The sequence below is a fragment of the Streptomyces pratensis genome (assembly GCF_016804005.1).
Taxonomy (GTDB): Bacteria; Actinomycetota; Actinomycetes; order Streptomycetales; family Streptomycetaceae; genus Streptomyces; species Streptomyces pratensis_A.
Genome location: NZ_CP051486.1, coordinates 7,670,758 through 7,695,278, shown reverse-complemented (window position 1 = coordinate 7,695,278; position 24,521 = coordinate 7,670,758). Strand labels below are relative to the sequence as shown.

Genomic DNA, 24,521 nt, shown 5'->3' with positions numbered 1-24,521 from the left:
CCCTCAGACCGTGACGTAGCCCTCGGGCTCCCGCGGGAGGCGGGGGCGGCGGAAGACGAACGCCGCCGCCACCCCGCCTATGAGGCCGAAGAGGTGGCCCTGCCAGCTGATGCCGGAGTCGGTCGGCAGCACGCCCCAGAGCAGGGAGCCGTAGACCGCGGCGATGATCACACCGACGACGATGTCCAGCGGGCGCCGGTCCACGAATCCGCGCACCAGCAGGTAGCCGAAGAGGCCGAAGACCACACCGGACGCGCCGAGCGTCACCGTGTTCGGCGGCGCGGTGAGCCAGACGCCGAGGCCGGCCGTCACGATCACCACGAGGACCACGGCGGCGAACCTGCGTATCCCGCCGAGCGCGGCGATGAAGCCGAGGACGAGCAGCGGGACGGTGTTGGACGCCACATGCTCCCAGCCGCTGTGCAGAAACGCGGACGGCACGATGTCGGCGAGCTCGCCGGGCTCGCGAGGGCTGACGCCGTAGGTGTCGAGGGAGTGGCCCGTCACCACGTCTATGCCTTCCAGGATCCACAGCAGCGCTGCCCAGGCCAGCATGACCGCGCCGGCCGTGACGGCCCGCGCGGTGGCACCGGTGCGTGTGCCCGTCATGGTCACCCCCTGTCCGTGGCTGTTCCTTCATCTGCTGCAACGTCCGGAGCCCCTGGCTCGGTTCCTGGAGGGGGGCGCCGGATAGGCTCGGCGGTGTGAGAGCCGGGACTTCGATGAGTCAACAGCAGCGCAGGCCTTGGATTGTCGGGGTATCGGGCGCATCGGGCACGCCCTTCGCGGCCTCGGTGCTGCGTGGCCTTCTGGCCGCCGGGGAGAGTGTCGACCTGGTGGTCAGCCGTGCCTCGCGGCTGACACTCCTGGACGAGACGGGGATCGCCTTCCGTGACGCCCACTGGCAGGAGGACCTGCGCAGCTGGCTGGCGCGGGGCGCGGACGGGAAGCCGGACACCTTCCGGCCGGACATCGGGGGTGTGCGGCACTGGGCGGCCGGGGATCTGGCGGCCGGACCGTCGTCGGGGTCCTATCCGGCGAAGGGGATGCTCATCGTCCCGGCGTCGACGGCGTGTGTGGCCGGGGTGTCGCTCGGGCTCTCGAAGGATCTGCTGCAGCGGGCCGCGAGCGTGACGCTCAAGGAGCGGCGGAAACTGGTCGTCGCCGTGCGCGAGACGCCGCTGAGCGGCCAGACACTGAAGCAGATGGTCGCGCTCGACGAGGCGGGCGCCGTGGTGCTGCCCGCCTCTCCGGCGTTCTACGCGGGGGCGACGCACATCCAGGACCTGGTGGACTTCGTCGCCGGGCGGGTGCTGGACGCGGCGGGGGTGCCGCACCAGCTGTACCGCAGGTGGGAAGGGGAGCTCGGCGCCGCCTCCCGGGGATGAGCCGGAGGGGTCAGCGCTTCTTCCTGTTCACGCGCGGGCCGCGCGTGCGGTCGACCTGGTGGGCGGCGGCGGGCTGGTGGGCACGCGAGCGGTTGGCCAGGTCCTGCAGCTCGCGCATCCGGGCGTAGGCCATCTCGATCGAGTACACGGTGAAGGTCACTCCTGAAGATTCGAAAGCTTTTCTTGGATGATGAGAGAGATTTGCAGGGTCTGACCCTGTTGTGCCTTAGATTCTACACGTAAACTCGCGGTACTGCTGAACAATGGAAGGTTTCAGTCATATGGACGCGGTGGACAGGCAGCTCATCCAGGCCCTCAGAGAGAACGGCAGGGCCTCGTATGCCGAGCTGGGACGGCTCGTCGGGCTCTCCGGGCCCAGCGTCACCGACCGCATCAACCGGCTGGAAACCGCCGGGGTCATCACCGGATACCGCGCGACCGTCGACGCCGCCTCGCTCGGACTCGGCGTCACCGCGCTGATCGGGATCTCCCTCTCGGACGCCGCCGACCACGAGGACGTCGCGCACCGGCTGAAGGACCTCGCCGAGATCGAGGACTGCTGGTTCATCGCGGGCGACGACTCGTTCATGCTCAAGGTGCGCGTGGGTGACGTGGACGGGCTGGAGAAGACGATCCGCAGGCTCAGCGGCACGAAGGGCGTCTCCCGGACGCGTACGACGGTCGTCCTCTCCACCAAGTGGGAGAACCGGGTCGGGGAACTCCCCGAAGAGGCGTGACGCCGAGCGGCGACGGGGGTCCCCCCGCCCGAAAGGCGGGGGAGTACCGTGGGCTGCCGGATCTGTCGCACGGAGATATGGAGGCGCCCTGGTGGACGCGGGACTCAAGCGCGAGCTGGAGGAGAAGGTCCGGGCCGGCGAGCGGCTGACCCGCGAGGACGGGATCGCGCTCTACGAGTCCGACGACCTGGCCTGGCTCGGCGGGCTTGCCCACGAGGTGCGTACGAGGAAGAACGGCGACGTCGTCCACTTCAACGTCAACCGTCACCTCAACATGACCAACGTGTGCACCGCGTCCTGCGCGTACTGCTCGTTCCAGCGCAAGCCGGGCGAGAAGGACGCGTACACGATGCGCATCGAGGAGGCCGTCCGCCTCGCGAAGGCGATGCAGGGCGAGAACCTCACCGAGCTGCACATCGTCAACGGACTGCACCCCACCCTGCCGTGGCGTTACTACCCGCGCTCGCTCAGCGCGCTCAAGGAAGCCCTGCCGGAGGTGGCGCTCAAGGCGTTCACGGCGACGGAGATCCACCACTTCGAGACGATCTCCGGGCTCTCGGCGTCCGAGATCCTCGACGAGCTGATCGACGCCGGTCTGGAGTCGCTGACCGGCGGTGGCGCGGAGATCTTCGACTGGGAGGTCCGCCAGCACATCGTCGACCACAACACCCACTGGGAGGACTGGTCGCGCATCCACCGTCTCGCGCACGAGAAGGGTCTCAAGACCCCCGCGACGATGCTGTACGGGCACATCGAGGAGCCCCGTCACCGCGTCGACCACGTGCTGCGGCTGCGGGAGATGCAGGACGAGACCGGCGGCTTCCAGGTCTTCATCCCGCTGCGCTACCAGCACGACTTCGTGGACATGAAGGACGGCAAGGTCCGTAACACCCTCCAGGCGCGGACGTCGATGGCGACCGGCGCGGAGGCGCTCAAGACCTTCGCGGTCTCGCGGCTGCTCTTCGACAACGTCCCGCACGTCAAGGTGTTCTGGGTGATGCACGGCGTGCAGACCGCGCAGCTCGCACTCCAGCACGGTGCGGACGACATGGACGGATCGGTCGTCGAGTACAAGATCACGCACGACGCCGACGACTACGGCACCCCGAACAAGCTCGGCCGTGAGGACCTGCTGGACCTCATCCGGGACGCGGGCTTCCGGCCCGTTGAGCGCAACACCCGGTACGAGATCCTGCGCGAGTACCCGGGCCCGGACGCCGGGCGGCGCGAGACGCCGCAGCCGATGCGCGTCTGAGACCCCACGGGAGCCCGGCCGCCCGCCCGTGGCGGGCGCCCCGGGTACCCCCGTACGTCAGCCCCGGCCCGCCGTCGTGCTCCGGCCGGGGCTTTCTCGCGTGGTGGACGCGGTTTGAAGGACACCGTGGGTAATGGTTAACCTGCCCTTATGGCGCTTACATTTGAAGTGGATCCCGCGTTCGACCGGCCCCTGCGGGACGGCATCACCGCGCTCTGGGTCGACGTCAGCAACGCCGGCGGAGCCGTCGGCTTCGTGCCTCCCGTCACCGACCACGAGGTCCGGCCGGAGCTGGTCAGCCACCTCATCGGCATGGCCGAAGGCCGCACACACCTGATCGTCGGGAGGGACGAGGACGGCACGGTGGCCGCCACCGCCTTCCTCACCCACAACACCCACCGGCTCATGCGGCACTGGATCGGCGCCTACACGGTGATGGTGCACCCGCGCCACCAGGGCAAAGGCTTCGGGCGCGCACTGATGACGGCCACGGCCGACGCCGCCCAGGGGATCGAGGGCATCGACGCCATCCGGCTCACCTGCCGTGGCGGCACCGGCGCCGACCGCTTCTACGCCTCCTGCGGATACAAGGAGGTGGGCCGGATCCCCAACGCCATCCGGGTCGCCGACGACGACTACCGCGACGACATCATCATGCTGCTCCCGCTCCTCGGTCGGTAGTGCCCGCAGAACCCTGCCGGGAGCCCCAGGAGCAACCCAGCGAACTGATCGAATTCGGGGCATGCTTCACTGGTCGGGCAGGATTCCAGACTGCACGACCGCAGGAACGTCGGACGTAGAGAGAAGGCCAGCCGTGTCCGCTGCCAAGCCGAGCGCAACGATCCGGTACACCGCCATGCGCCTGCTGATTTTCGTCGGCTGCTTCTTCGTCGCCGGTGTGGCGGTCCACTTCGGCGTGCTGCCCTCGGGCGTCGGCGGCTCCAACGCCGTCTGGGTCATCCTCCTCGGCCTGCTGCTCTCCGCGCCCCTCAGCTTCATCCTGCTGCGCAAGCAGCGCGACGAGATGTCCGAGCAGATCATCTCGTCGGTCGACCGGACCAAGGCCAGGCTCGAGTCGAACCGGACCCGCGAGGACAGCGTCACCCAGTAGGCGCCGCGTAAGGTTCCTCACACCCGCACCCCGTACCGACGAAGCCCCGGACCGGAGCAGCCGCTCCCGTACCGGGGCTTCGGCGTGTCCGGGAACCCGTCCGCCAAAATGATCAAGAAGCGGACCTTTGAGGTTCTCAAAGTTGCAGTGTTAACGTATTCGACATGATGACAGCAGCGCGCACCCACCACGCCTTGGGCGTCCCGCTCGTGGTGCGCCTGCACGTCGATCTCTGCCGCTGTATGTCCGCGGTCTGTTGCCGCAACGTCTGAACCGGCATCATGCAGCGGCGCCGCCCCTGACGCGGGCGCCGCACCCCCGTCCCCCTGCTCGACCGCACGACCGTACGTCTGTCCTCGTACGTCCCGATGCGTCACATCTGGAGTGTGTCCGTGTCCGCGAATCCCGCGTCCACCGCAGAGACCGAAGCCGGCAAGCCGTCCGGTTCCGGCTTCCGCCTGCCCAGCATCCCGTTCTGGGTGCAGATCGTCGCCGGTCTGGTCCTCGGCGTCCTGCTCGGCTGGCTCGCCCGCAGCCAGGACGTCAGCTGGCTCGTCACCACCCTCGACAAGGTCGGCGGCATCTTCGTCCAGTTGCTCAAGCTGGCCGTCGCGCCCCTCGTATTCTTCGCGATCCTGGTGTCGATCACCAACCTGCGCAAGGTCAACAACGCCGCCAGGCTGGCCTCCCGCACACTGCTCTGGTTCATGATCACCTCGCTGATCGCCGTGGCCATCGGCCTCGCGATCGGCCTGATCACCAACCCGGGCGCAGGCACCGGCCTCACCCCGAAGGACGGCGCCAAGCCCGAGAACGCCGGCTCCTGGATCGACTTCCTGACCGGCATCGTCCCCACGGACGTCATCACACCGTTCACCGAGCTGAACGTCCTGCAGATCGTCTTCATGGCCGCGGTCGCCGGCATCGCCGCGCTCCAGCTCGGTGAGAAGGCCAAGCCGATCCTCGCGCTCAGCGAGTCGATCCTGGAGCTCCTCCAGAAGGCCCTGTGGTGGGTCATCCGCCTCGCCCCGATCGGCACCGTCGGCCTCATCGGCTACGCGATCGCCGACTACGGCTGGGACCTGATCGGCAAGTACGCCACGTTCACCGCCGACGTGTACATCGGCTGCGCCATCGTGATGTTCGGCGTCTACCCGCTGCTGCTCGCCACGGTCGCCAAGGTCAGCCCGCTGCAGTTCTTCAAGGGCGCCTGGCCCGCGATCCAGCTGGCCTTCGTCTCCCGCTCCTCGGTCGGCACCATGCCGGTCACCCAGCAGGTCACCGAGCGTCTCGGCGTCCCGAAGAACTACGCGAGCTTCGCCGTCCCGTTCGGCGCCACGACGAAGATGGACGGCTGCGCCGCGATCTACCCGGCGCTGGCGGCGATCTTCATCGCGCAGATCTTCGACGTCCAGCTGGGCATCGGTGACTACATCCTGATCGCGTTCGTCTCGGTGATCGGCTCGGCGGCCACCGCCGGCCTCACCGGCGCCACGGTCATGCTGACCCTCACCCTGTCGACCCTGGGCCTCCCGCTGGAAGGCGTGGGCCTGCTGCTGGCCATCGACCCGATCCTGGACATGATGAGGACGGCGACGAACGTCGCGGGACAGGCTCTGGTCCCGGTGATCGTGTCGGCCCGCGAGAAGATTCTCGACCACGACATGTACAACTCGGCGTCGGCCTCTCCGGTCGACGAGCCCGAGGTCGAGGACGCGGAGCCGAAGGGCGTCCCCGTCGCGGCGTAAGCGACACCCGCCCCGCGCGAGGAACCGCCCTGCCCCCGGCTCCGGCCGGGGGCAGGGCGGTTTCGTGCGTCTGGGGTCAGGTGCCGTTCTCGCCGAGGGCGGTGCGCAGCCAGTCGAGCGTGCCCTGTTGGAGGAGTTCGTCGGCCAACCGCTTTCCGGTTTCCGTGACGAGGCGGCCCTTGCTGTTGTCGATCCAGCGCTGTGCGTTCTCGTAGCCCTGTGCCTTGTACTCGATGCCCTGGAGCATGCACTCCAGCTTGTCGGCGTCCCGGGCGCAGATCGCCTCCGGCGATTCCTTGGCTTCGTACTCGGCGACCAGGCCGCGGATGGCGGAGGCCAGGACCTCGGGCATACCCGCCGTCTGATCGGCGGTGACCTCCTGTGGGTCGCCTGCGGGTGCGTACTTCTTCCCCAGGTGGTTGACGTCCCCGGTGCGGGTCTCCTGGGTGTCGTGCCACACCGCGAGGAACGCGGCCCGCGCGGGGTCGGCGCCTTCCAATTCGGCGATGACCGACGCGATCAACGAGGTGCGCCACGAGTGCTCGGCCACGCTCTCCGGGTCGCTGACCCCAGCCATCCACCAGCCGGTTCGACGGGTGTGCTTGAGCGTGCCGGCCTCGTACAAGAAGCGCCCCACTGCGGACAGGTCGTCAGCCACGCCCGTCTCCTCTCACGCCTCGGCGAGGCGGATCGCGTACCGGATGCCTTCCAGTTCCCGGCGCGCGCGCGTCGACAACTCCCGGCCATCCAACATCACGGGGAGCGCCTGGCGTAGATCGCGCCCGACAGGGATGCCTGGGCGCAGCAGGTTCGGGCGGGCGGCGACCAGGGTCCAGAGGGTGTGGACGTTGAGGTCGAAGAATCCGTGCTTCGGGGTCAGACCGCGTACGAGGTGGCGCATGAGTCTGTCGCCCTGCCACGGACCGGTGTCAGGGTCGGTGATGAAGTCGTCGGACAGCTGGATGTGCGGTGCCTCGCCGATCCAGTAGGCCCAGTAGTTCAGGTTGGCGGTTTCTCCCGCGTCGTCGTCGGCGAGGCTGGTGGTGATGAAGTGCCTCATCCGTTCCTGGTCCCCCTGCCTGGCGGCGACGGTCGCGACGGAGCGGGAGTTGAGCCAGCCCGCCAGCCATCCGTCCGGGCGCTCGATCCGCTGCTGCTGGGCCAGCCAGTCGGAGGTGTCGGGCGCGACGTCCTATCCGGCCAGGTAGAGGGCCTGGCGGCGCAGGAGGAAGCGCTCCCCGCCGCGCGCCCGCTCGGCGGACCGGCGCATGCGGGAGAAGAATCGTCGGCGGTCGACGGCGGGGAGCTCCGGTCCGCGTGGCACCGGGCCCCGGCGCGGTCGCGGCGGGTCGGGCAGTGTTCGCAACGGTGTCGGGGTGACGCCGTTGAGTGGCCAGGACAGGAACTCGACCAGGTCGCGCTGCATGACCCATGCGCCGATCGGGCCTTGCCCGGCGGGGACTTCCTCGTCCAGAGCGCCTGCCAGGAGCACGTCCGCCTCCATGGCCCGCTCCAGGGACAGGAGCAGGGAGGGCGAGCTGCCCAGCCGCAGAAGCTGGTGGCGGTAGACGAGCATCTGTCCCACCGGCACGGCGGTCAGGGGCCGGCGGCCGGACTCCCAGCCCGCAACCGTGTCGGGCGAGATCCGGAACCGATCGGCGAGGGTGTCCTGTGTGTAGCCCAACTGCTCGCGGATCAGGCGGAACACGTACCCGGACACCGGTCCGCCGCGATGCCTGTGCAACGTTCCCTGACTGCTGGTCAGGGTGGTGCGTGAGCCGGTTCCCATGGCGTCCCCATTGCCCCTTCGACCGCGGTCGGGCACCCGTACCCGCAGTCAGTTCATGCCGAGGCCTCCGCCCCCTACCGTCGTGGTTGCAGTGACGACCGGCAACTCAGGGTAGTGGAAGGGCGTTGTGGTGACGATGACGATCAAGGTGTACGAGGTGAACCGCGACGGCGGGATCCGGGTGGTGCGCGAGGAGGCCGAGGTCGTGCCTCTGGGGCAGCCCGCGCTCTCGTCCGTTCTGCCGGACTGCGGGTGTCCGCGCTGCGTGCCCACGTCACCGGAGGTACAGCAGCCGTGAAGACAGCACCACCTGAGGCGGAGCCGGCGTCTCTGTGCCGGATCGGTGAGCACCGTGAATGTCCCGGGCCCGGCGAGCTACGACTTCCCGATGCACCGAGGTGGGAGCGCCCGGTCGAAGTACATCGCTGCGCCTGCTCCTGCCACATCCGATGACCCCGCCGGGGCGGTCGATCCGCAACCGGTCGTTCTCACCCCGAACGAAATCGTTCTCACCCCGAACGAAGGAGAAGCACGATGACCACCACACAGCAGTCCGACGACGGGAAGCACGGCGGCGCACCCTCCGACAAGCCCTGGACGCCGCCGCCCACCCCGCCGTCCCCGGACGGCAGCGGTCCCACGTACGGCGCGCGCTCATGAGCACGGCGCACACCGTCCGCACCTACCCGGACCTGGTCCAGGATCTCGCCGATCGCGGGTTGCTCAGTGCCCGCTGGCGGCGGGTCTTCGATGCCGTGCCGCGCAGCCTGTTCATCCCGGCGGACGTCTGGCGGCAGCTCCCCGACCGGTGTGAGCCGGTCGTCGGGGCGGACGACTGGCTTGCCCTGGTCAACAGTGACGAGCCGGTCGTGACCCAGCTAGACGACGGGGCCGAGGACGGACCGGGTGTCGCGACCTCGTCGAACAGCCAGCCGTCGATGGTTGCCCGGATGCTCGGTCTGCTCCAGGCCGAGGACGGGCACCGCGTGCTGGAGATCGGTACCGGCACCGGGTACGTGGCCGCGTTGCTCTCCGAGCGGCTCGGTGACGAGCGGGTCCACAGCGTCGAGCTGGACCCCGTCGTCGCGCGCCAGGCGGCGGAGTTCCTGGCGGGCGCGGGGTACCGGCCGCATCTGCGGGTCGGGGACGGCGAGCAGCCGTGGCCGAGTGCGGGGCCGGTGGACCGGCTGATCGCGACCTGCGCGCTCCGGTACGTCCCGCACGCCCTCGTCCGGCAGGTCAGGACCGGTGGGATCGTCGTCGCCCCGCTCGCGCGGGACTTCTGGTCCGGAGCCCTGGTCCAGCTGCATGTGCAGGAAGACGGCACCGCGCTCGGGCCGTTCTGCGGGGGTGCGTCGTACATGCCGATGCGCGCGCACCGCGTGGGCCCGCATCAGGTCGACGGGGAGGGGGGCCGGGCCCGTGCCTCGGGTGTGGACCCGGCCCGGCTCCTCACGCTCGGGTTCGCGCTGTACGCCGGGGCCCGGCTGCCCGGCGTACGGCTCACTCACCAGGACACCGTCGACGGCGCGCGGGTGTGGGCGACCCGGGAGGACGGGGCCGCCGCCACCGCCGCGACCGGAGGGGATGTCCTGCAGTACGGCCCCGGGCTGCTCTGGGAGGACATCGAGCAGGCCTGGCTGGAGTACGACGCCCTCGGCCGGCCCGGCCACGAACAGTTCGGGCTGACCGTGACCGGCAGGGGGCAGCGTGTCTGGCTCCGTGATCCCCACGAGGTGATCGAGCCCGCCCGGGCCTGAGCCCGCCCGGGCCTGAGCCCGCCCGGGCCTGAGCCCGCCCGGGCCTGAGGGCGGACACGCCCCGGTGCGTGTCAGGGGTTGTTGAAGACCACCTCGGGATTGCCCTGCGTGGGGCCGTCCAGCAGGGGCTGGTGGCGTCCCCGCAGGTGCTGGTCGAGGAACGCGCCGACGTAGTCGCGGGTGATGGTGACCTGCCGGTCGGTGGTGAGCGTGACCGTGGGGTCCAGCGTCACGTCCATACGGTCCTCCAGGACGGGCACGTCCGTGAAGCTGGAGTGGCCGGAGCCCTCGACGCCGAGCCAGCGCTTCCAGCCGTCCAGCCGCTGCCAGCCCTGGTCCCAGGACTCGTCCTCTCCTCCGGGGGAGTGGAAGGCGGTGCCCAGCATCATGAAGGGCCGCTCTCCCAGGCCGGACGCGGGGATCCGCTCGAAGAAGGTGCCGTCCATGTTGATCCCCGCGTCGACGCGGGGATCGGCGAGCATCGTGGAGGCCGCGGCGCTGCCGCCGATGGAGTGGCCGACGGCGGCGACCCGGCGCCGGTCGATCATGCGCGAGTGCTCCCAGGAGGGGCGAGGACCGGTGAGCCGGTCGAGCACGAAGGAGAGGTCGGCGGCCCGTCCGGTGGAGACCGTCTTCAGCACCTCCAGTTCGGCCGCGTCGTCCGGCGCCGCCTCGACCGCGTCACAGGCGGCGCACGTGGGGATCCGTCCGCCGGGGAAAGCCGTCCCCAGGGATTCGTAGGCGTGGTCGACGCTCGCCACGACATAGCCGCGGCTCGCCAGGTCCTCCGCGAGGGAGGTCAGGGTCGCCCGGGGGTTGCCGAAGCCGGGGGAGAGCAGCACCAGGGGGAACCGGCCCCGCGCGGCGGCCGCGTCCGGACGTGCGTGGGTGGCGAGGGAGCTGAGCAGGGCCGGCGCGTCGCCCCTCAGTCCGAGGCCGGCCAGGAGGGCCTCGGCCTCCTTCGTGCTCATGTAGGGCGCGGAGGCCCCCGAGCCGCCCGCCCGTGCGGGGTGGTGGACCGACACCATCAGCTCGCGGTCCCCGGACTCCGGAACCCACGGGTCGGCGCGGCTGTGGTCGGTGAGGTGAAGGACGTCGACGCCCACGGCGTAGGGGCCGGTCGGGCGGGGCTGTTCCGCCGTGGTGGTGGTGGACGCGGCGGGGGCGGGGGCGGATAAGGCCTGGGCGGAGACGGCAGGCGTGGCGAGCACGGCCATGACGGCGAGTGCGGCGACAGCGGTTCGTCTGCGGAGTCTGATCGTCATGTGAAGGACAGTAGGCAGACGGTCCGGGCGGGGCGTCGGCCCGGAGTGTGATCCCGTGGGCTACCGGAGGCGTACGGGGCGGGGTACCGCAGAGGTAGTGGACGACTACCGGCCATCGTGGCCGGACTGCGTTCCTTTCGCACGACGCCGACCGGGCCGCGCCGTACTCTTACCGAGGAGTAGCGCAGTGGGGGCGGGAGGGATGTCTGACGTGAGTGCAGTGAAGAGCAAACGGATGCCGCGCGCGGTGCGTGAGCAGCAGATGATGGACGCCGCCGTGCGGACGTTCGCTCAGCGTGGCTACCGGGCTGCCTCGATGGACGAGATCGCGGAACTGGCCGGTGTGTCCAAGCCCTTGGTCTACCTGTACCTGAATTCCAAGGAGGAGCTCTTCACCGCGTGCATCCGCCGTGAGTCGAAAGCCCTGGTGGAGGCGGTGCAGGCGGGGGTGGAGCCGGGGATTCCGGCTGACGCGCAACTGTGGTCGGGGCTGCGTGCGTTCTTCACGCACACCGCGGACAACCCGGACGGCTGGGCCGTGCTGCACCAGCAGGCGAGCTCGCACGGGGAGCCGTTCGTCAGCGAGGTGGGGGCGCTGCGGAAGGAGATCGTTGCGTTCGTGACCGGTCTGATCGGTGCGGCGGCGCGTGAGGCCCACCGTGATCCCGCGTTGCCCGACCGGGATGTGGCGGGGCTGGCGCAGGCTCTGGTGGGGGCGGCGGAGGCGCTCGCCGGCTGGGCGAACGTCACTCCCGGCGTCTCGGCGAAGGAGGCCGCCACCACTTTGATGAACTTCTCCTGGGCGGGGCTGGAGAACCTCATGCACGGGCGCGGCTGGCAGTCCCGGGGGGACTGAGCGGTCTCAGCCCTCCCGGGTCACGCCGCCGGTGAGGTGGACGCGGCTGCCGCCGCGGACCTCGAAGGCGGTGCCGTCGGTGGCGTACGTGACTGTGGAGGGAAGCAGGACCGGTGCCTTGAAGTCCGCGCGGACGGTGCGGATGCGGCCCGGTTCACCCGCTGCGCCGCCGGCCTCGGCCAGGCTGCGGGCGACGGTCCACATGCCGTGCGCGATGTGACGGGGGAAGCCGAACAGCCGTGCCGTCACGGGGTGCAGGTGGATGGGATTCCGGTCGCCCGAAGCGGCTCCGTACCGGCGGCCCAGGTCGGCGGGCAGCCGCCACTCGGTCACGGCGGGCAACTCCGGTGGTGCGGCCGGGGGACGGGGCGGTGCGTCGGTGGTGCCGGGTGTGTGCCGGGACGGTGCGTCGGTGGTGCCGGGTGCGTGCCGGGACAGGTAGCCGCTCCGTGATTCCCAGGCGAGCTCGCCCGAGATCCTGGCCTCGGTGACCATCGTGACCTCGGTGCCGCGGCGATGGGGGTTCAGTTCGTCGGCGTACACCGTGAGTTCGAGCTGGTCCGTGGGGTGCAGCGCGCGGTGCCCGGTGATCTCGATCCAGGTGTGGACCAGCCCCAGCACCGGCAGCGGGAAGCCGCGGGCGGTCATCAGGCGCATGGCTGCCGGGAAGCCCAGCACGTGCGGGTAGGTGAGCGGCAGCGGGCCCGATTCGGCGAAGCCGCAGATCCTGCTGTACGCGGCCAGGGGGCCGGGGGCGATGCGGCCGGGCGGGACCACCGCGCGGCCGGCGGGCGGTGTGGTGCCTGCGTGACCCGGCCGCTTGAACGGCGAGGTGACGGCTCCGCGGACGAGGGACAGGACCAGGTCGTCCATGGGTCACGCCCCCAGCAGGCTCTGGCCGCATACCCGGACGATCTGGCCGTTGACCGCGCCGGACGCGGGCTGGGCGAACCAGGCGGTGGTCTCGGCGACGTCCACGGGGAGCCCGCCCTGGGAAAGGGAATTCATCCGGCGTCCGGCCTCGCGGATGAAGAGGGGCACGGCGGCCGTCATCTTCGTCTCGATGAAGCCGGGTGCGACGGCGTTGACCGTGATGCCGTGCCGGGCGGCGGCGCGTGGGGCCAGGGAGCGGACGAGTCCGATGATACCCGCCTTGCTGGCCGCGTAGTTGGTCTGGCCGTTGTTGCCCGCGATCCCGGCGATGGACGCGGTGGCGACGATACGGCCGCCGCGGCGGAGGGTGCCCGATTCGACGAGGGCGTCCGTGGTGCGCAGGACGCTGTCCAGGTTGACGTCGATGACCGAGGACCAGCGGTCGGCCGGCATGTTCGCGAGGCGCCGGTCCCGGGTGATGCCCGCGTTGTGCACGAGGATGTCGAGGCCGTCGGGGACGGCTGCTGCGATGAGGCCGGCGGCATCGGGTGCGGTGATGTCCAGCGGCAGGGCGGCGGCGCCGAGGCGTGCGGCGGTGCGGGCGAGTTCCTCCTGGGCCTGCGGGACGTCCAGGCAGATCACCTGCGCGCCGTCCCTCGCGAGGACGGAGGCGACGGACGCCCCGATGCCGCGTGCCGCACCGGTGACCACCGCGGTGCGCCCGGAGAGCGGCGCCGCCCAGTCGGCGACCTCGCCGGGTGCGTCGGCGGTGAGTTCGACGACCTGGCCGCTGACGTAGGCGGAGCGGGGGGACAGCAGGAAGCGGAGCGTGGACTCGGCCGAGGCGGCGTTCGCCCCGGGGGCGAGCCGCAGCAGCTGCGCGGTGGCGCCCCGGCCGATCTCCTTGCCGAGCGAGCGCACGAATCCTTCGAGGGCCTGCTGGGCCGCTGCCTGGTGGTGGTCGTCGGGGGACGGCGTCGTGCCGAGGACGACGACACGGCCGCCGCCGGCCAGCGACCGTACGACGGGGTGGAGAGCGGCGTGTACGTCGGAGAGGCCCGCGACCGTGGTGACGCCGGTGGCGTCGAGAACGACGGCGACCGGGCGTTCGGCCTGACCGGTGACCTTCAGGCCGGTCGTGGAGAGTACCGGGCCGAGCGTGCCGGGGTGGGCGGAGCTGCCTGCGGTGAGGTGGAGCAACGGCCCGTCGAGGGACGGGGTTTCCAGTGTCCAGCGGCGCAGGGGCGCGGGCTGCGGCAGGCCGAGCCTGCGGGTCAGGAATCGGCCGGGTGCGGTGCCGGTGAAGTGCAGATAGCGGTCGGCCATTGTCTGGACTCCTGCTCGGTCGTAGATTTACTCCGGAGTAAGGTTACTCAAGGGTCAGGAGTTGTCGAGATGAGTTGGTCGAGTTGATTCCCCTCGCACTTCCGCAGCCGCGTCGGGTCGCGGTCATCGGTGGCAGTCGTATTCCGTTCGCCCGCTCCGACGGCCCGTACGCGCGAGCGTCGAACCAGGACATGCTGACCGCCGCGCTGGACGGACTCGTCGAGCGCTTCGGTCTGCGGGGCCGGCAGGTCGGCGAGTTCGTCGCCGGCGCGGTCCTCAAGCACAGCCGGGACTTCAACCTGGCCCGCGAGACGGTGCTCGGCTCCGCCCTGGACCCGCGCACACCCGCGTACGACATCCAGCAGGCGTGCGGCACCGGTCTGCAGGCCGTCGTCGCCGCGGCCAACAAGATCGCGCTGGGCGCGGTCGACTCGGCGATCGCCGGCGGCGCGGACACCACGAGCGACGCGCCGCTCGGGGTCAACGACCGGCTGCGCAGGATCTTGCTGGAGGCGCGCCGCGCCAGGTCGACGGGCGCCCGGATCAAGGCTCTGGCAGCCGTCCGGCCAGGCCACCTCGTCCCGGACATCCCGCGCAACGCCGAACCGCGTACCGGGCTTTCGATGGGCGAGCACGCGGCGGTCACCGCCCGGCAGTGGCGGGTGGCCCGTGAGGACCAGGACCTGCTGGCCGCGACCAGCCACCAGCGGCTCGCCGCGGCGTACGAACGCGGCTTCCTCGACGACCTCGTCGTCCCGTATCTCGGCCTGGAGCGCGACCAGAATCTGCGCCCCGGCTCCACCGTGGAGAAACTCGCAACGCTGAAGCCGGTGTTCGGCGCCGGTCACCCCGACGCGACGATGACCGCGGGCAATTCGACCCCGCTCACCGACGGCGCCGCCACCGTGCTGCTGGCGAGCGAGGAGTGGGCCGATCGGCACGGCCTGGAACCGCTGGCGTACCTGTCGCTGTACGAGACGGCCGCCGTGGACTACGTGCACGGTGAGGACGGGCTTCTGATGGCGCCCGCCCACGCTGTACCGCGCATGCTGGAACGGGCCGGGCTGGCCGTGGAGGACTTCGACCTCTTCGAGATCCACGAGGCCTTCGCCTCCCAGGTGCTCGCCACCCTGGCGTCCTGGGAGGAGCAGGGGCTCGCCCCCGTCGACAGGGACAAGCTGAACGTGGCCGGATCGTCCCTCGCCACCGGTCACCCCTTCGCCGCGACGGGCGCCCGGATCGTGGCGACCCTGGCCAAGCTCCTCGCGGAGCGGGACGCGCCGGGCCGGGGGCTGATCTCGGTCTGCGCGGCGGGCGGCCAGGGGGTGACCGCGATCCTGGAACGCCCCTGAGCCACAGCGATCTGCCGGAACGCCTCCAGGTCACCGTGATCGCGGGATGCCCCTTGGCCACCCCGGTCCCGGAACGCCTCCAGGTCACCGTGATCGCGGGATGCCCCTTGGCCACCCCGGTCCCGGAACGCCTCCGGGTCACCGCGAGGCGTTCGGCCCGCCTCCGAACCACCCCGGTCCGCCTGGCGATCGCTGAGCCACGGTGATCGCGGACGGTCTCCGGGACACCACGGTCCCGGACCGTCTCCGGGACACCACGATCCTGGACCGGCTCCGGGACACCACGGTTCCGGACGGTCTCCGGGACACCCCGGTCCCGGACCGTCTCCGGGGTACCACGATCCTGGAACGCCCTCGATTCACCGCAGCCCTTGGAGGGCCCCTGAAGCCCGGCGGAGCCCCATCCGCACCCGCCGCCCACCCGCAACCGCAACCGCAGCTCATCCGCATCCGACGTCCATCAACACGTGAACGACCCCGCGCACCCAGCAGCCGCCTCGGCGCCGGACCCACGGACGGGCCCGGCGCCGTACCCCACGTCGAGGAGCCGCTCGTGTCCACGCCCGCCCCCGCCGCCGCAACCGCCGCGCCCACCGTTCCCGTCCTGGTCGAGCCGACTGTCGTCAGGGCGGCCGACGGCACGGTACGGGAAGTCTCCGTGCCGCCGCTCGCGCCGGCCGTACGACGCGGTTCGCTCGCCGAGATCCCCTTCGACAACGCCCGGGAGGCCCCGTCCGAGGCGGTCCTCAGCCGCAAGCAGGCCGACGGCAGCTGGCAGGACGTGACCGCCGCCGCCTTCGCCGATGAGGTCCAGGCCGTGGCCAAGGGCCTGATAGCGGAGGGCCTCCAGAGCGGCGACAGGGTCGCGATCATGGCCCGTACGACTTACGAGTGGACGCTGCTCGACTTCGCTTCCTGGGCCGCCGGGCTGGTCACCGTGCCGGTCTATCCCACCTCGTCGGCCTTCCAGACGCGCTGGATCCTCCAGGACTCCGGTGCCGTGGCCTGTGCCGTGGAGACCAAGGAGCAGGGCCGGCTCATCAGCCAGGAGCGGCAGCAGCTGGGTGACCTCGCCCATCTCTGGCAGTTCGACACGGGGGCGATAGGCCGGCTGAAGACGCTCGGCAAGGACATACCCGACGCGGTCGTTGCCGCCCGTCGCGGCGCACTGGAACCGGACAGCCCCGCCACGCTCATCTACACCTCCGGCACCACGGGCCGGCCCAAGGGCTGCGTCCTGACCCACGGCAACTTCTTCGCCGAGGTCGACAACGCCATCGAGCTGCTCCACCCGGTCTTCAAGTCCGTTTCCAAGTACCCGGCGTCCACCCTCCTGTTCCTGCCCCTCTCCCACGTCTTCGGCCGGATGGTGGCGATCGGCTGCATGCGCGCCCGGGTACGGCTCGGACACGCGCCGTCCATCCGGACCGAAGACCTGCTCGCGGATCTGGCCGGGTTCAAGCCGTCGTTCCTGCTGGCCATCCCCTACGTCCTGGAGAAGGTCTTCAACACCGGCCGTGCGACGGCCGAGAAGATGGGCCGCGCCTCCTCCTTCGACCGCGCGGCCCGTATCGCGCAGCGTTACGGCGAGGCGGTCGAGGCGGCGGAGCACGGCACGGGCCCCGGCCCCGGTCTCGGGCTCCGTGCCGCGCGCGCCCTCTACGACCCGCTGGTCTACCGGCGTATCCGTGCCGCGCTGGGCGGTCACGTCCGGTACGCGATCTGCGGGGGCTCCCCGCTGGGGCACAGGCTCGCCGCGTTCTACGCCGGAGCGGGCATGCAGATATTCGAGGGCTACGGCCTGACCGAGACCACCGCCGCCGCCACGGTCACCCCGCCGCTCAAACCCCGGCTGGGCACGGTGGGCTGGCCGCTGCCGGGCACCGCCGTGCGGATCGCGGACGACGGGGAGGTCCTGCTCAGCGGAGGGCAGGTCTTCCGGGGCTACTGGGACACCGAACGCGGCGAGGCCACGCCGTACATGGAGGACAACTGGTTCCCTACGGGCGACCTGGGGGCCCTGGACGACGACGGCTACCTCACGATCACCGGACGCAAGAAGGACATCATCATCACGTCCGGCGGCAAGAACGTGACCCCCGCCCCGCTCGAGGACTGGCTGCGCGCCCATCCGCTGGTGAGCCAGTGCATGGTGGTGGGGGACAACCGGTCCTTCATCAGCGCCCTGATCACCCTGGAGCCGGACGGCCTCGCCCACTGGCGCCGGATGCGGAAGAAGGAAGGCGTGCCCCTGCGGGAACTCGTCCAGGACGAGGAGCTGCTCACCGCGCTGCAGCGTGCGGTCGACGAGGCCAACCGGCTCGTCTCGCGCGCCGAGTCCATCCGTAAGTTCACGGTGCTCACGAAGGACTTCACCGAGGAGAGCGGTCACCTCACCCCGTCGCTGAAGCTGAAGCGGGACGCGATCCTGCGTGACTTCGACGCGGAGATCGAGGAGTTGTACCGCAAGCGGTAGCCGGGCTTCCCGGCCGGAGCGGAAGTACTTCCGCGGGCGTCGGGGCGGCCGTCGCCCCGACGCCCGGGGAGCCGTCGCCCTGGCGTCCGGGATGCCGTCGCCCTGGCGTCCGGGATGCCGTCGTCCTGACGTCCGGGAATACGGCAGGAAAATTTTGAACTACAGCAAAACGGACAGGGGTGCGGTTCCCGTACCGTGCTTCTCCTGATCATGTAGCAGTGATTGCAAGGTGTTTTCACCTCAAGGCCTTTGAAGGGTTGATTCAAGTCCCGTCAAGGGGTGGTGAATCAAGGGTGAGACATTGGGGTCTCACCCTACGTATATGGAAATCGCAGGGCCTAGCGTCCTCTCCATGACTGAGCTGGACGCGCGGCCACAGGCCGGAGACACGGCACGGGGAAGCGCCCCGGCCGACGGCGGCGTACGCGAGAAGGGCCTCGGCGGGAACTCCGTCGGCCTGATGGGCAGCGCTGTCCTCGGCATCTCCACCGTCGCCCCGGTGTACTGCCTGACCTCCACCCTCGGCTCCACCGCCGGCGAGGTCGGCGTGCAGATGCCGGCCGTCTTCCTGGCCGGGTTCCTCCCGATGCTGCTGGTCGCCTTCGCGTACCGGGAGCTCAACAAGGCCGTGCCGGACTGCGGCACGTCGTTCACCTGGACGGTCAAGGCCTTCGGGCCGCGACTGGGGTGGATGTGCGGCTGGGGGCTGGTGATCGCCACGATCATCGTGCTGTCGAACCTCGCGGGCGTCGCCACCTCCTACTTCTGGCTGCTGGCGGGCGAGGTCACGGGCAACGAGTCCGTCGCCGCCCTCGACGACAGCAAGCCGGTCCACATCCTCACGTGCCTCCTCCTGATCGCCGCCGCGACGGCGATCAGCTACCGGGGGATGACGGCCACCAAGGGCCTCCAGTACACCCTCGTGGCCCTCCAGCTCGTGGTCCTCGCGGTGTTCGTGGCGATGGCCGTGCAGAAGGCGGGTGCCGGGGACTTCGCGGCGACGTCGACGGACTTCTCCTGGTCCTGGCTGAACCCGTTCGCGATCCAGTCCTTCGCCGCCTTCACGGCGGGACTGTCCCTCTCGATCTTCATGTTCTGGGGCTGGGACACCTGTCTCACCGCCAACGAGGAGACCACCGGAGCCGAGAGGACGCCCGGCCGCGCCGCGCTCATCGCGATGGTCGTGCTGGTCGGCTCCTACCTCGCCACCGGCATCGCCGCGCAGATGGCCGTCGGCACCGGCGACTCGGGCCTCGGCCTCGCGAACCCGGAAACCTCCGACAACGTCTTCGCCGCCCTGGCGGGCCCGGTCATGGGCCCCGGCCTCGGCGTCCTCCTCTTCCTGGCGGTGCTGGCGTCCGCCGCCGCGAGCCTGCAGACCACCTTCATCCCGGTGGCGCGTACGGTCCTGGCGATGGCGTCGTACGAGGCCCTGCCCGCCTCGTACGCCGAGGTCCACCCGCGCTTCAGGACCCCGGGGCGGGCCACCGTCGTGGCGGGTGCGGCGACCGGTGTGTTCTACACGGTGATGACCCTGGTCAGCGAGCACGTCCTCGTCGACACGATCTACGCGCTCGGCCTGATGATCTGCTTCTACTACGCGCTGACGGCCTTCGCCTGCGTCTGGTACTTCCGCGCCGACCTCACCCGGTCCGCCCGCGACCTCGTCTTCAAGGGGCTGTTCCCCGTCGTCGGCGGCATCCTGCTCGCAGCCGTCTTCGGCAAGACCCTGTACGACATGTGGGACCCGGCGTACGGCTCCGGATCATCCGTCCTCGGCGTCGGTTCCGTCTTCGTCATCGGTGTCGGGCTGCTGCTGCTCGGCGTGGTGCTGATGGAGACCGTGCGCCGCCGCAGCCCCGCGTTCTTCCGGGGCGAGGTGCTGACGAAGGAGACCCCGGCCCTCGTGGTGGAGGACTGATCCGGTCAGTCGGCGCGCCAGTAACCCAGCGCGTTCACACGCTCCTTGGGGACGGCGAGTTCCCTGCGGGCGTAGGAGCCCAGGGTCCGGGTCGTCGCCGTGTCGCAGGCGATCCAGACGTACGCGTCCGAGGCGTCCTCGCCGAGCAGGCCGGGGAGGGCGGCCTTCACCTCGGAGACCAGGAGCGCGCCCGCGTCGCGGCGCGGGACGGTGTGCAGGGTGTGGTGCGCCGCGTCCAGCCGGAACGGCGGCTTCTCGTCCGAGGCGTGCGCGGTCTCGCACCAGATCGTCGCCGGGATACCGGGGAGCGCTTCCAGCAGCGAGTTCACGGCGGGCAGCGATGCGGCGTCCCCGACCACGAAGAGCCGTGCGGGCCGTGGTTCGGGAAGGGTGAAGCGGGTGCCCTGGAGCGTCGCGTCGATCGTGTCGCCGGGCCGCGCGGTACGGGCCCAGTCGCTCGCGGTCCCGTCGTGGAGGGCGAATTCCAGGCTGAACGTCCCGGTGGCCGGGTCGGGGTCGACGAGGGTGTAGCCGCGCTGGTGCGGCTTGCCGTCCCGTTCGAACCAGAGCCTGACCCACATGGTCGGGTGGGCGCCGCCCGTCGCCGCGAGCAGACCGCCGTCGGTCACGGTCACCCGCCGGAAGTCCTCGGTGACCTGTTCCGCGCCGGTGACGGTGAACGTGAAGTCCCGTCCCCGGAAGAGCTTGAGGACGACGCCCTCCCAGCCGTGACCCATGAAAGCCCTCCCGCGACGACCGGACAACAGTGAACTTAGGCTACCCTAACCTCCTCGTCCCGGCGGGAACGGGCGGGAGTTGCGGCCGAAACGGAACGACGGGCTCTGCCCGGTGGCGTCCGTGACGGCTCCACCGCATACCTTGGAGCCGTCACGGACGACGACGGAGGTGCCTCACATGCGGATCGCCACAACGATCTTCCTCACCGACGAGACGATCACCCCGGTCCGGCTCGCGCGCGAGCTGGAGCAGCGGGGGTTCGCCGGGCTGTACCTGCCCGAGCACACCCACATCCCCGTGAGCCGGGAGAGCCCGTACCCGGCCGGCGGTGAACTGCCTCCCGAATACGGGCGCACCCTCGACCCCTTCGTCGCGCTCGGGCAGGCCGCCGCGGTCACCGAGAGGCTGTCCGTCGGTACCGGCATCACGCTGATCGCCCAGCACGATCCCGTCGATCTGGCGAAGCAGGCGGCCACGCTCGACCACCTGTCCGGCGGCCGGCTGACGCTCGGCGTCGGCTTCGGCTGGAACGTGGAGGAAGCCGCCGACCACGGTGTGGAGTGGTCGACGAGGCGAGCCCTCGGCAGCGACCGGCTGGCCCTGATGAGGGCCCTGTGGGCGGACGAGCCGACGGCGTACGACGGTGAGTTCGGCTCGGTGCGGGCGAGTCATGCCTACCCGAAGCCGGTGCAGCGGCCGCGCGGTCCCGTGAGCGGCCCGCGCACCCTGATCGGCGGCGCGGCCGGGCCGAAGCTGTTCGCGCAGATCGCCCGGGACGCGGACGGATGGCTGCCGATCGGCGGGCGCGGCCTGTCGGAGTCCGTGCCGAAGCTGCGGGCGGCCTGGGAGGAGGCGGGACGCGACCCGGAGCAGCTCCAGGTGGTTCCCTACGCCGTCCTGCCCTCGCCGGGGAAGCTGGCGTACTACGCGGATCTGGGCGTCGACGAGGTCGTCCTCCAGCTTCCTCCGGCGGGTGAGGCGGAGGTGCTGCGCGCACTGGACGCCTATGCGGCCTACCTGTGAGAAGCCTGTGGACGTGAAACCCCCGGCGCGATCCGCCGGTGGAACCATGAACGCTAAAATCGCATCTATCACCTCCGGACATCGATGGTGCGGCCCGTGTGCGTGTGTGCCCGGCTGCCTGGGAGCGGGAGCACGATGAACAGGCCGTTGCGGCACATAGCCATATTCTGTGGGCTGCTGATGCTGGCCCTGCTGATACGGGCCAACTGGCTCCAGTACGCCACGAGCCAGGAGCTCGCCACCCACGAGCACAACCGCCGGGTCAAGATCACCCAGTTCGCGACCCCGCGCGGCGACATCATCGTGGGCGGCAAGGCGATCACGGGGTCGAAGGAGGTCGAGGGGACCGACTTCAAGTACCAGCGCACCTTCAAGCAGGGCCCGATGTACGCCCCCGTGACCGGCTACGCCTCCCAGGCGCAGGGCATGTCCCTCCTGGAGAACACGTACGACACGATCCTCAGCGGCGAGGACGAGCGGTTCGCCTTCCGGCACGCCAAGGACATCCTCACCGGTGAACCCCGGCGCGGCGGCGACGTGGTCACGACCATCGACCCCAAGGCGCAGGAAGCGGCCTACAAGGGGCTGACCGACCTCGACGCCCGGGGCGCCGTCGTCGCCCTCGAACCGTCGACCGGCAAGGTCCTCGCCCTGGTCTCGACTCCCTCGTACGACCCCTCGGTCTTCGCCGGCAACTCCTTCAAGGAGGGCGACAAGTTCCAGGCGCTGGTCGACGACAAGGGCAAGCCGCTCGCCAACCGCCCGCTGCGCGAGACGTTCCCGCCCGGCTCCACCTTCAAGATCCTGACGGCCGCAGCCGCCCTGGAGCACGGCGTCGTCACGGACGTCAACGCCCCGACCGACGCCGTGTCCCCTTATCCGCTGCCGCTGTCGTCGAGCAAGATCAGCAGTGAGGCCGGCGACGCGACGTGCAACAAGGCGTCGATGAAGACGGCCATGCAGTACTCCTGCAACAACGTCTTCCTGGACGCCGCCCTCAAGGTGGGCGAGGAGGGGATGCGGGAGACGGCCGAGAAGTTCGGCTTCAACCAGGACGTCTACTCCGAGGAGTTCGGCGACATGCTCGCCACCAAGAGCCTCTACCCCTCGGAGCTCGACAAGCCGGGCACGGCCCTCACCGGCATGGGCCAGGGCAGCCTCACCAGCACCCCGATGCAGATGGCCATGGTGACGGCGGCCCTCGCCAACAACGGCAAGCTGATGCAGCCGTACATCGTCGACAAGCTGCAGGGGCCGGACCTGTCCGTCCTGGAGGAGCACAGCCCGCAGCAGAAGAGCGAGGCGGTCTCCGAGGAGACGGCGAAGAAGGTCCAGGAAATGATGGAGTTCACCGCCAAGGAGGGCAGCGCGAAGCGTGCCCTGATCGACGGGGTGACCGTGGGCGGCAAGACGGGTACGGCGCAGCGGGGTGACGACGTCAGCAAGGAGGTGCCGTACGGCTGGTTCGTCTCGTACGGCAAGAACGCCGACGGCCGGGCCGTCGCTGTGGCGGTCTTCATCGACCCGACGGCGATGGACATCTCCCGCTCCGACATCTCGGGTGGCGGCCTGGGTGGCCCCATCGCCCGCGAAGTGATGAAGTCGGTGCTCGGCAAGTAGGCCGTGCCCCCGACGCAACCGCAGCCCCCGCCCGGCGACGAGCCGGACGGGGGCTGCGGTCATACGGCGGGCCGGTCCGGCAGTCGCGCGGGCGCCGGTTCGGTGGGCGTGGTGGGCGGCGGCGGCACGGTCTCGGTGCCCGCCGCGCCACCTCCGGCCAGGCGCAGGGTCACGACCGTGATGAGCCCGGCGAGCACGCCCCAGGTCAGGGCGGCGGGGACGCCGTTGCCGAGGCTTCCGGACAGGTGCTGCCACCCCCAGCGCATGCCCGAGTCGGCGCCGGTCACCGCCATCTGCAGGACCTGGTTCGCCAGCAGTCCGACGACGGTCGCGGAGACGGTGCCGGCCACCATCGCCGGCACGGTGGCCCGGGTCAGCAGCACGGGCAGCCACCTCAGGGCGCACCACACCACGGCGAGCAGCAGCGCGTCGGCCACGCGGTACAGGAACCAGTGGCCGGTCTGCCCGTCCGCCGGGCCCGCCCAGCCGCCGAGCAGCAGCCACTGGCGCAGCAGGTCGCCGGGTTCCGACAGGCCGGGCAGGGAGACCGTCTGCACGGTCGCGGCCACCGGGTGATAGGAGAGGGCCACCGACGAGAGGGCGACCACGGCGGTGCCCGCGGTGGCGGCGGTGCGGGCGGCCCGCCCCGGGACGTCCCGCAGCGGCAGCGGCCCCGCGCCCTTCGCCGCCATCCGCGCCACGAGCACGGTGACGGCCGCCGCGACGAGTGCGGTCACCACCACGATCTGCCGTCCGCCGGAGGAGACGGACGCGAGGTGGGGCAGGAGGCGGTAACTTCCGTTCCCCTGCGAGGCGATGATCCACGGCGCTGAGGTGGTCACCGCCAGGGCCCCGGCCACCAGGCCCCAGGCCCACACCGCGAGCAGCGTGACCGGCGTCCGGCCGTTCACCGGCGGCAGTCGGCGGACCAGGAGGAGCGCCCCGGGCACGAAGAAGGCGAAGACGGCGGCGAACCGGATCTGCATGCCGGTCCCGTACAGCGAGAGGTGGCGGCCGGGGTCGGCCGAGGCGGGGTCGCCGATCCCTCCGAGCGCCCCGGTGCCGAACCGGACGGAGTCCGGGGGGTCGTACGACCAGGGAGTGAGCCAGTTCTGGAGGTCGGCGGCCATCCGGCCTCCTAGGGCCTCGGCGGTGCCCTGCAGGCGCAGCGCGTTCACGCTCGCCCCCGACCAGAACAGAAGCGCCGTGAGGAGCAGCCCCCCGGCCAGTGCCGGTATCGCCGCGCGTCCGTATCTCATGTGCCGCCCCCCGCTTGGTCGTTC

Annotated in this window: 23 protein-coding genes and 1 pseudogene; 15 read left to right on the top strand and 9 right to left on the bottom strand. The window is 70.7% G+C overall.

All coding sequences use genetic code 11. From position 1 onward, the window contains the following. Positions 1 to 3: 3 nt before the first annotated feature. A complete protein-coding gene (locus HED23_RS32310; protein WP_203186853.1) occupies positions 4 to 609 on the bottom strand; it encodes a rhomboid family intramembrane serine protease in 606 nt (201 codons plus the stop codon). A gap of 113 nt (positions 610 to 722) precedes the next feature. Between HED23_RS32310 and HED23_RS32305 the strand changes: the two genes are divergently transcribed. Further along, on the top strand, positions 723 to 1,388 hold the full coding sequence (locus tag HED23_RS32305; RefSeq protein WP_203187731.1) for a UbiX family flavin prenyltransferase: 666 nt from the start codon (positions 723 to 725) through the stop codon (positions 1,386 to 1,388). A 10-nt stretch (positions 1,389 to 1,398) separates the two neighbouring features. Here HED23_RS32305 and HED23_RS32300 read toward each other — a convergent pair whose 3' ends face one another. Then, positions 1,399 to 1,548 (bottom strand): hypothetical protein, encoded by a 150-nt coding sequence (locus tag HED23_RS32300; RefSeq protein WP_203187785.1) that lies wholly within the window; start codon positions 1,546 to 1,548, stop codon positions 1,399 to 1,401. Between the two features lie 121 nt (positions 1,549 to 1,669). On the opposite strand from HED23_RS32300, the gene HED23_RS32295 reads away from it, so the two are divergent. The 5 genes from HED23_RS32295 to HED23_RS32275 all read left to right on the top strand — a co-directional run bounded on the left by HED23_RS32295 (position 1,670) and on the right by HED23_RS32275 (position 6,239). Further along, a complete protein-coding gene (locus HED23_RS32295; RefSeq protein WP_073753401.1) occupies positions 1,670 to 2,125 on the top strand; it encodes an Lrp/AsnC family transcriptional regulator in 456 nt (151 codons plus the stop codon). 91 nt (positions 2,126 to 2,216) lie between these two features. Continuing rightward, the gene (mqnE, locus tag HED23_RS32290; RefSeq protein WP_203186852.1) at positions 2,217 to 3,380 is read left to right on the top strand and encodes an aminofutalosine synthase MqnE; all 1,164 of its coding nucleotides are present in this window, start codon (positions 2,217 to 2,219) and stop codon (positions 3,378 to 3,380) included. Between the two features lie 150 nt (positions 3,381 to 3,530). Further along, positions 3,531 to 4,061, top strand: a complete 531-nt coding sequence (locus HED23_RS32285; RefSeq protein ID WP_203186851.1) for a GNAT family N-acetyltransferase — start codon at positions 3,531 to 3,533, stop codon at positions 4,059 to 4,061. Between the two features lie 133 nt (positions 4,062 to 4,194). After that, entirely contained in the window at positions 4,195 to 4,491 is a 297-nt protein-coding gene (locus HED23_RS32280) for a DUF4229 domain-containing protein (RefSeq protein WP_203186850.1), read from the top strand. A gap of 392 nt (positions 4,492 to 4,883) precedes the next feature. Beyond that, a complete protein-coding gene (locus HED23_RS32275) occupies positions 4,884 to 6,239 on the top strand; it encodes a dicarboxylate/amino acid:cation symporter (RefSeq protein ID WP_203186849.1) in 1,356 nt (451 codons plus the stop codon). 76 nt (positions 6,240 to 6,315) lie between these two features. Here the strand turns inward: HED23_RS32275 and HED23_RS32270 are convergent, their stop codons facing one another. Both HED23_RS32270 and HED23_RS32265 read right to left on the bottom strand, forming a co-directional pair. Further along, positions 6,316 to 6,897, bottom strand: coding sequence for an HD domain-containing protein (locus HED23_RS32270; RefSeq protein ID WP_203186848.1), 582 nt, complete (start codon positions 6,895 to 6,897; stop codon positions 6,316 to 6,318). Between the two features lie 12 nt (positions 6,898 to 6,909). Beyond that, positions 6,910 to 8,028: pseudogene (locus tag HED23_RS32265) on the bottom strand (helix-turn-helix domain-containing protein). A 130-nt stretch (positions 8,029 to 8,158) separates the two neighbouring features. On the opposite strand from HED23_RS32265, the gene HED23_RS32260 reads away from it, so the two are divergent. From HED23_RS32260 to HED23_RS32255, 3 genes are all read left to right on the top strand, one after another. Further along, the gene (locus HED23_RS32260; protein WP_203186847.1) at positions 8,159 to 8,326 is read left to right on the top strand and encodes a hypothetical protein; all 168 of its coding nucleotides are present in this window, start codon (positions 8,159 to 8,161) and stop codon (positions 8,324 to 8,326) included. 236 nt (positions 8,327 to 8,562) lie between these two features. After that, positions 8,563 to 8,688, top strand: coding sequence for a hypothetical protein (locus HED23_RS35780; RefSeq protein WP_274383045.1), 126 nt, complete (start codon positions 8,563 to 8,565; stop codon positions 8,686 to 8,688). Further along, the gene (locus HED23_RS32255; protein ID WP_203186846.1) at positions 8,685 to 9,788 is read left to right on the top strand and encodes a methyltransferase domain-containing protein; all 1,104 of its coding nucleotides are present in this window, start codon (positions 8,685 to 8,687) and stop codon (positions 9,786 to 9,788) included. Before HED23_RS35780 ends, HED23_RS32255 begins: the two co-directional genes overlap by 4 nt. Before the next feature lie 71 nt (positions 9,789 to 9,859). On the opposite strand, the gene HED23_RS32250 is transcribed toward HED23_RS32255, so the two are convergent. Beyond that, complete coding sequence (locus tag HED23_RS32250; protein WP_203186845.1) at positions 9,860 to 11,053, bottom strand: alpha/beta hydrolase family protein; 1,194 nt, start codon at positions 11,051 to 11,053, stop codon at positions 9,860 to 9,862. A 235-nt stretch (positions 11,054 to 11,288) separates the two neighbouring features. On the opposite strand from HED23_RS32250, the gene HED23_RS32245 reads away from it, so the two are divergent. Continuing rightward, positions 11,289 to 11,909 carry a TetR/AcrR family transcriptional regulator gene (locus tag HED23_RS32245; RefSeq protein WP_203187730.1) on the top strand — a complete coding sequence of 207 codons (621 nt, stop codon included), beginning with the start codon at positions 11,289 to 11,291 and terminating at the stop codon, positions 11,907 to 11,909. Between the two features lie 6 nt (positions 11,910 to 11,915). Here the strand turns inward: HED23_RS32245 and HED23_RS32240 are convergent, their stop codons facing one another. Both HED23_RS32240 and HED23_RS32235 read right to left on the bottom strand, forming a co-directional pair. Further along, the gene (locus tag HED23_RS32240; RefSeq protein ID WP_203186844.1) at positions 11,916 to 12,782 is read right to left on the bottom strand and encodes a MaoC/PaaZ C-terminal domain-containing protein; all 867 of its coding nucleotides are present in this window, start codon (positions 12,780 to 12,782) and stop codon (positions 11,916 to 11,918) included. A 3-nt stretch (positions 12,783 to 12,785) separates the two neighbouring features. Continuing rightward, the gene (locus HED23_RS32235; RefSeq protein ID WP_203186843.1) at positions 12,786 to 14,108 is read right to left on the bottom strand and encodes a 3-oxoacyl-ACP reductase; all 1,323 of its coding nucleotides are present in this window, start codon (positions 14,106 to 14,108) and stop codon (positions 12,786 to 12,788) included. Between the two features lie 74 nt (positions 14,109 to 14,182). Here HED23_RS32235 and HED23_RS32230 point away from each other — a divergent pair, with 74 nt between their 5' ends. The 3 genes from HED23_RS32230 to HED23_RS32220 all read left to right on the top strand — a co-directional run bounded on the left by HED23_RS32230 (position 14,183) and on the right by HED23_RS32220 (position 19,857). Next, a complete protein-coding gene (locus tag HED23_RS32230) occupies positions 14,183 to 15,460 on the top strand; it encodes an acetyl-CoA C-acetyltransferase (protein ID WP_203186842.1) in 1,278 nt (425 codons plus the stop codon). 553 nt (positions 15,461 to 16,013) lie between these two features. Beyond that, complete coding sequence (locus HED23_RS32225; RefSeq protein WP_203186841.1) at positions 16,014 to 17,936, top strand: AMP-dependent synthetase/ligase; 1,923 nt, start codon at positions 16,014 to 16,016, stop codon at positions 17,934 to 17,936. Positions 17,937 to 18,288: 352 nt separating this feature from the next. After that, positions 18,289 to 19,857, top strand: coding sequence for an APC family permease (locus HED23_RS32220; RefSeq protein ID WP_203186840.1), 1,569 nt, complete (start codon positions 18,289 to 18,291; stop codon positions 19,855 to 19,857). Between the two features lie 5 nt (positions 19,858 to 19,862). Here HED23_RS32220 and HED23_RS32215 read toward each other — a convergent pair whose 3' ends face one another. Continuing rightward, the gene (locus HED23_RS32215; protein WP_203186839.1) at positions 19,863 to 20,594 is read right to left on the bottom strand and encodes a siderophore-interacting protein; all 732 of its coding nucleotides are present in this window, start codon (positions 20,592 to 20,594) and stop codon (positions 19,863 to 19,865) included. A 178-nt stretch (positions 20,595 to 20,772) separates the two neighbouring features. Here HED23_RS32215 and HED23_RS32210 point away from each other — a divergent pair, with 178 nt between their 5' ends. After that, a complete protein-coding gene (locus HED23_RS32210) occupies positions 20,773 to 21,618 on the top strand; it encodes an LLM class F420-dependent oxidoreductase (RefSeq protein WP_203186838.1) in 846 nt (281 codons plus the stop codon). Positions 21,619 to 21,753: 135 nt separating this feature from the next. Beyond that, a complete protein-coding gene (locus HED23_RS32205) occupies positions 21,754 to 23,238 on the top strand; it encodes a peptidoglycan D,D-transpeptidase FtsI family protein (protein ID WP_203186837.1) in 1,485 nt (494 codons plus the stop codon). Positions 23,239 to 23,297: 59 nt separating this feature from the next. Here the strand turns inward: HED23_RS32205 and HED23_RS32200 are convergent, their stop codons facing one another. Next, positions 23,298 to 24,497 (bottom strand): hypothetical protein, encoded by a 1,200-nt coding sequence (locus tag HED23_RS32200; protein ID WP_238442194.1) that lies wholly within the window; start codon positions 24,495 to 24,497, stop codon positions 23,298 to 23,300. Positions 24,498 to 24,521 lie beyond the last annotated feature (24 nt).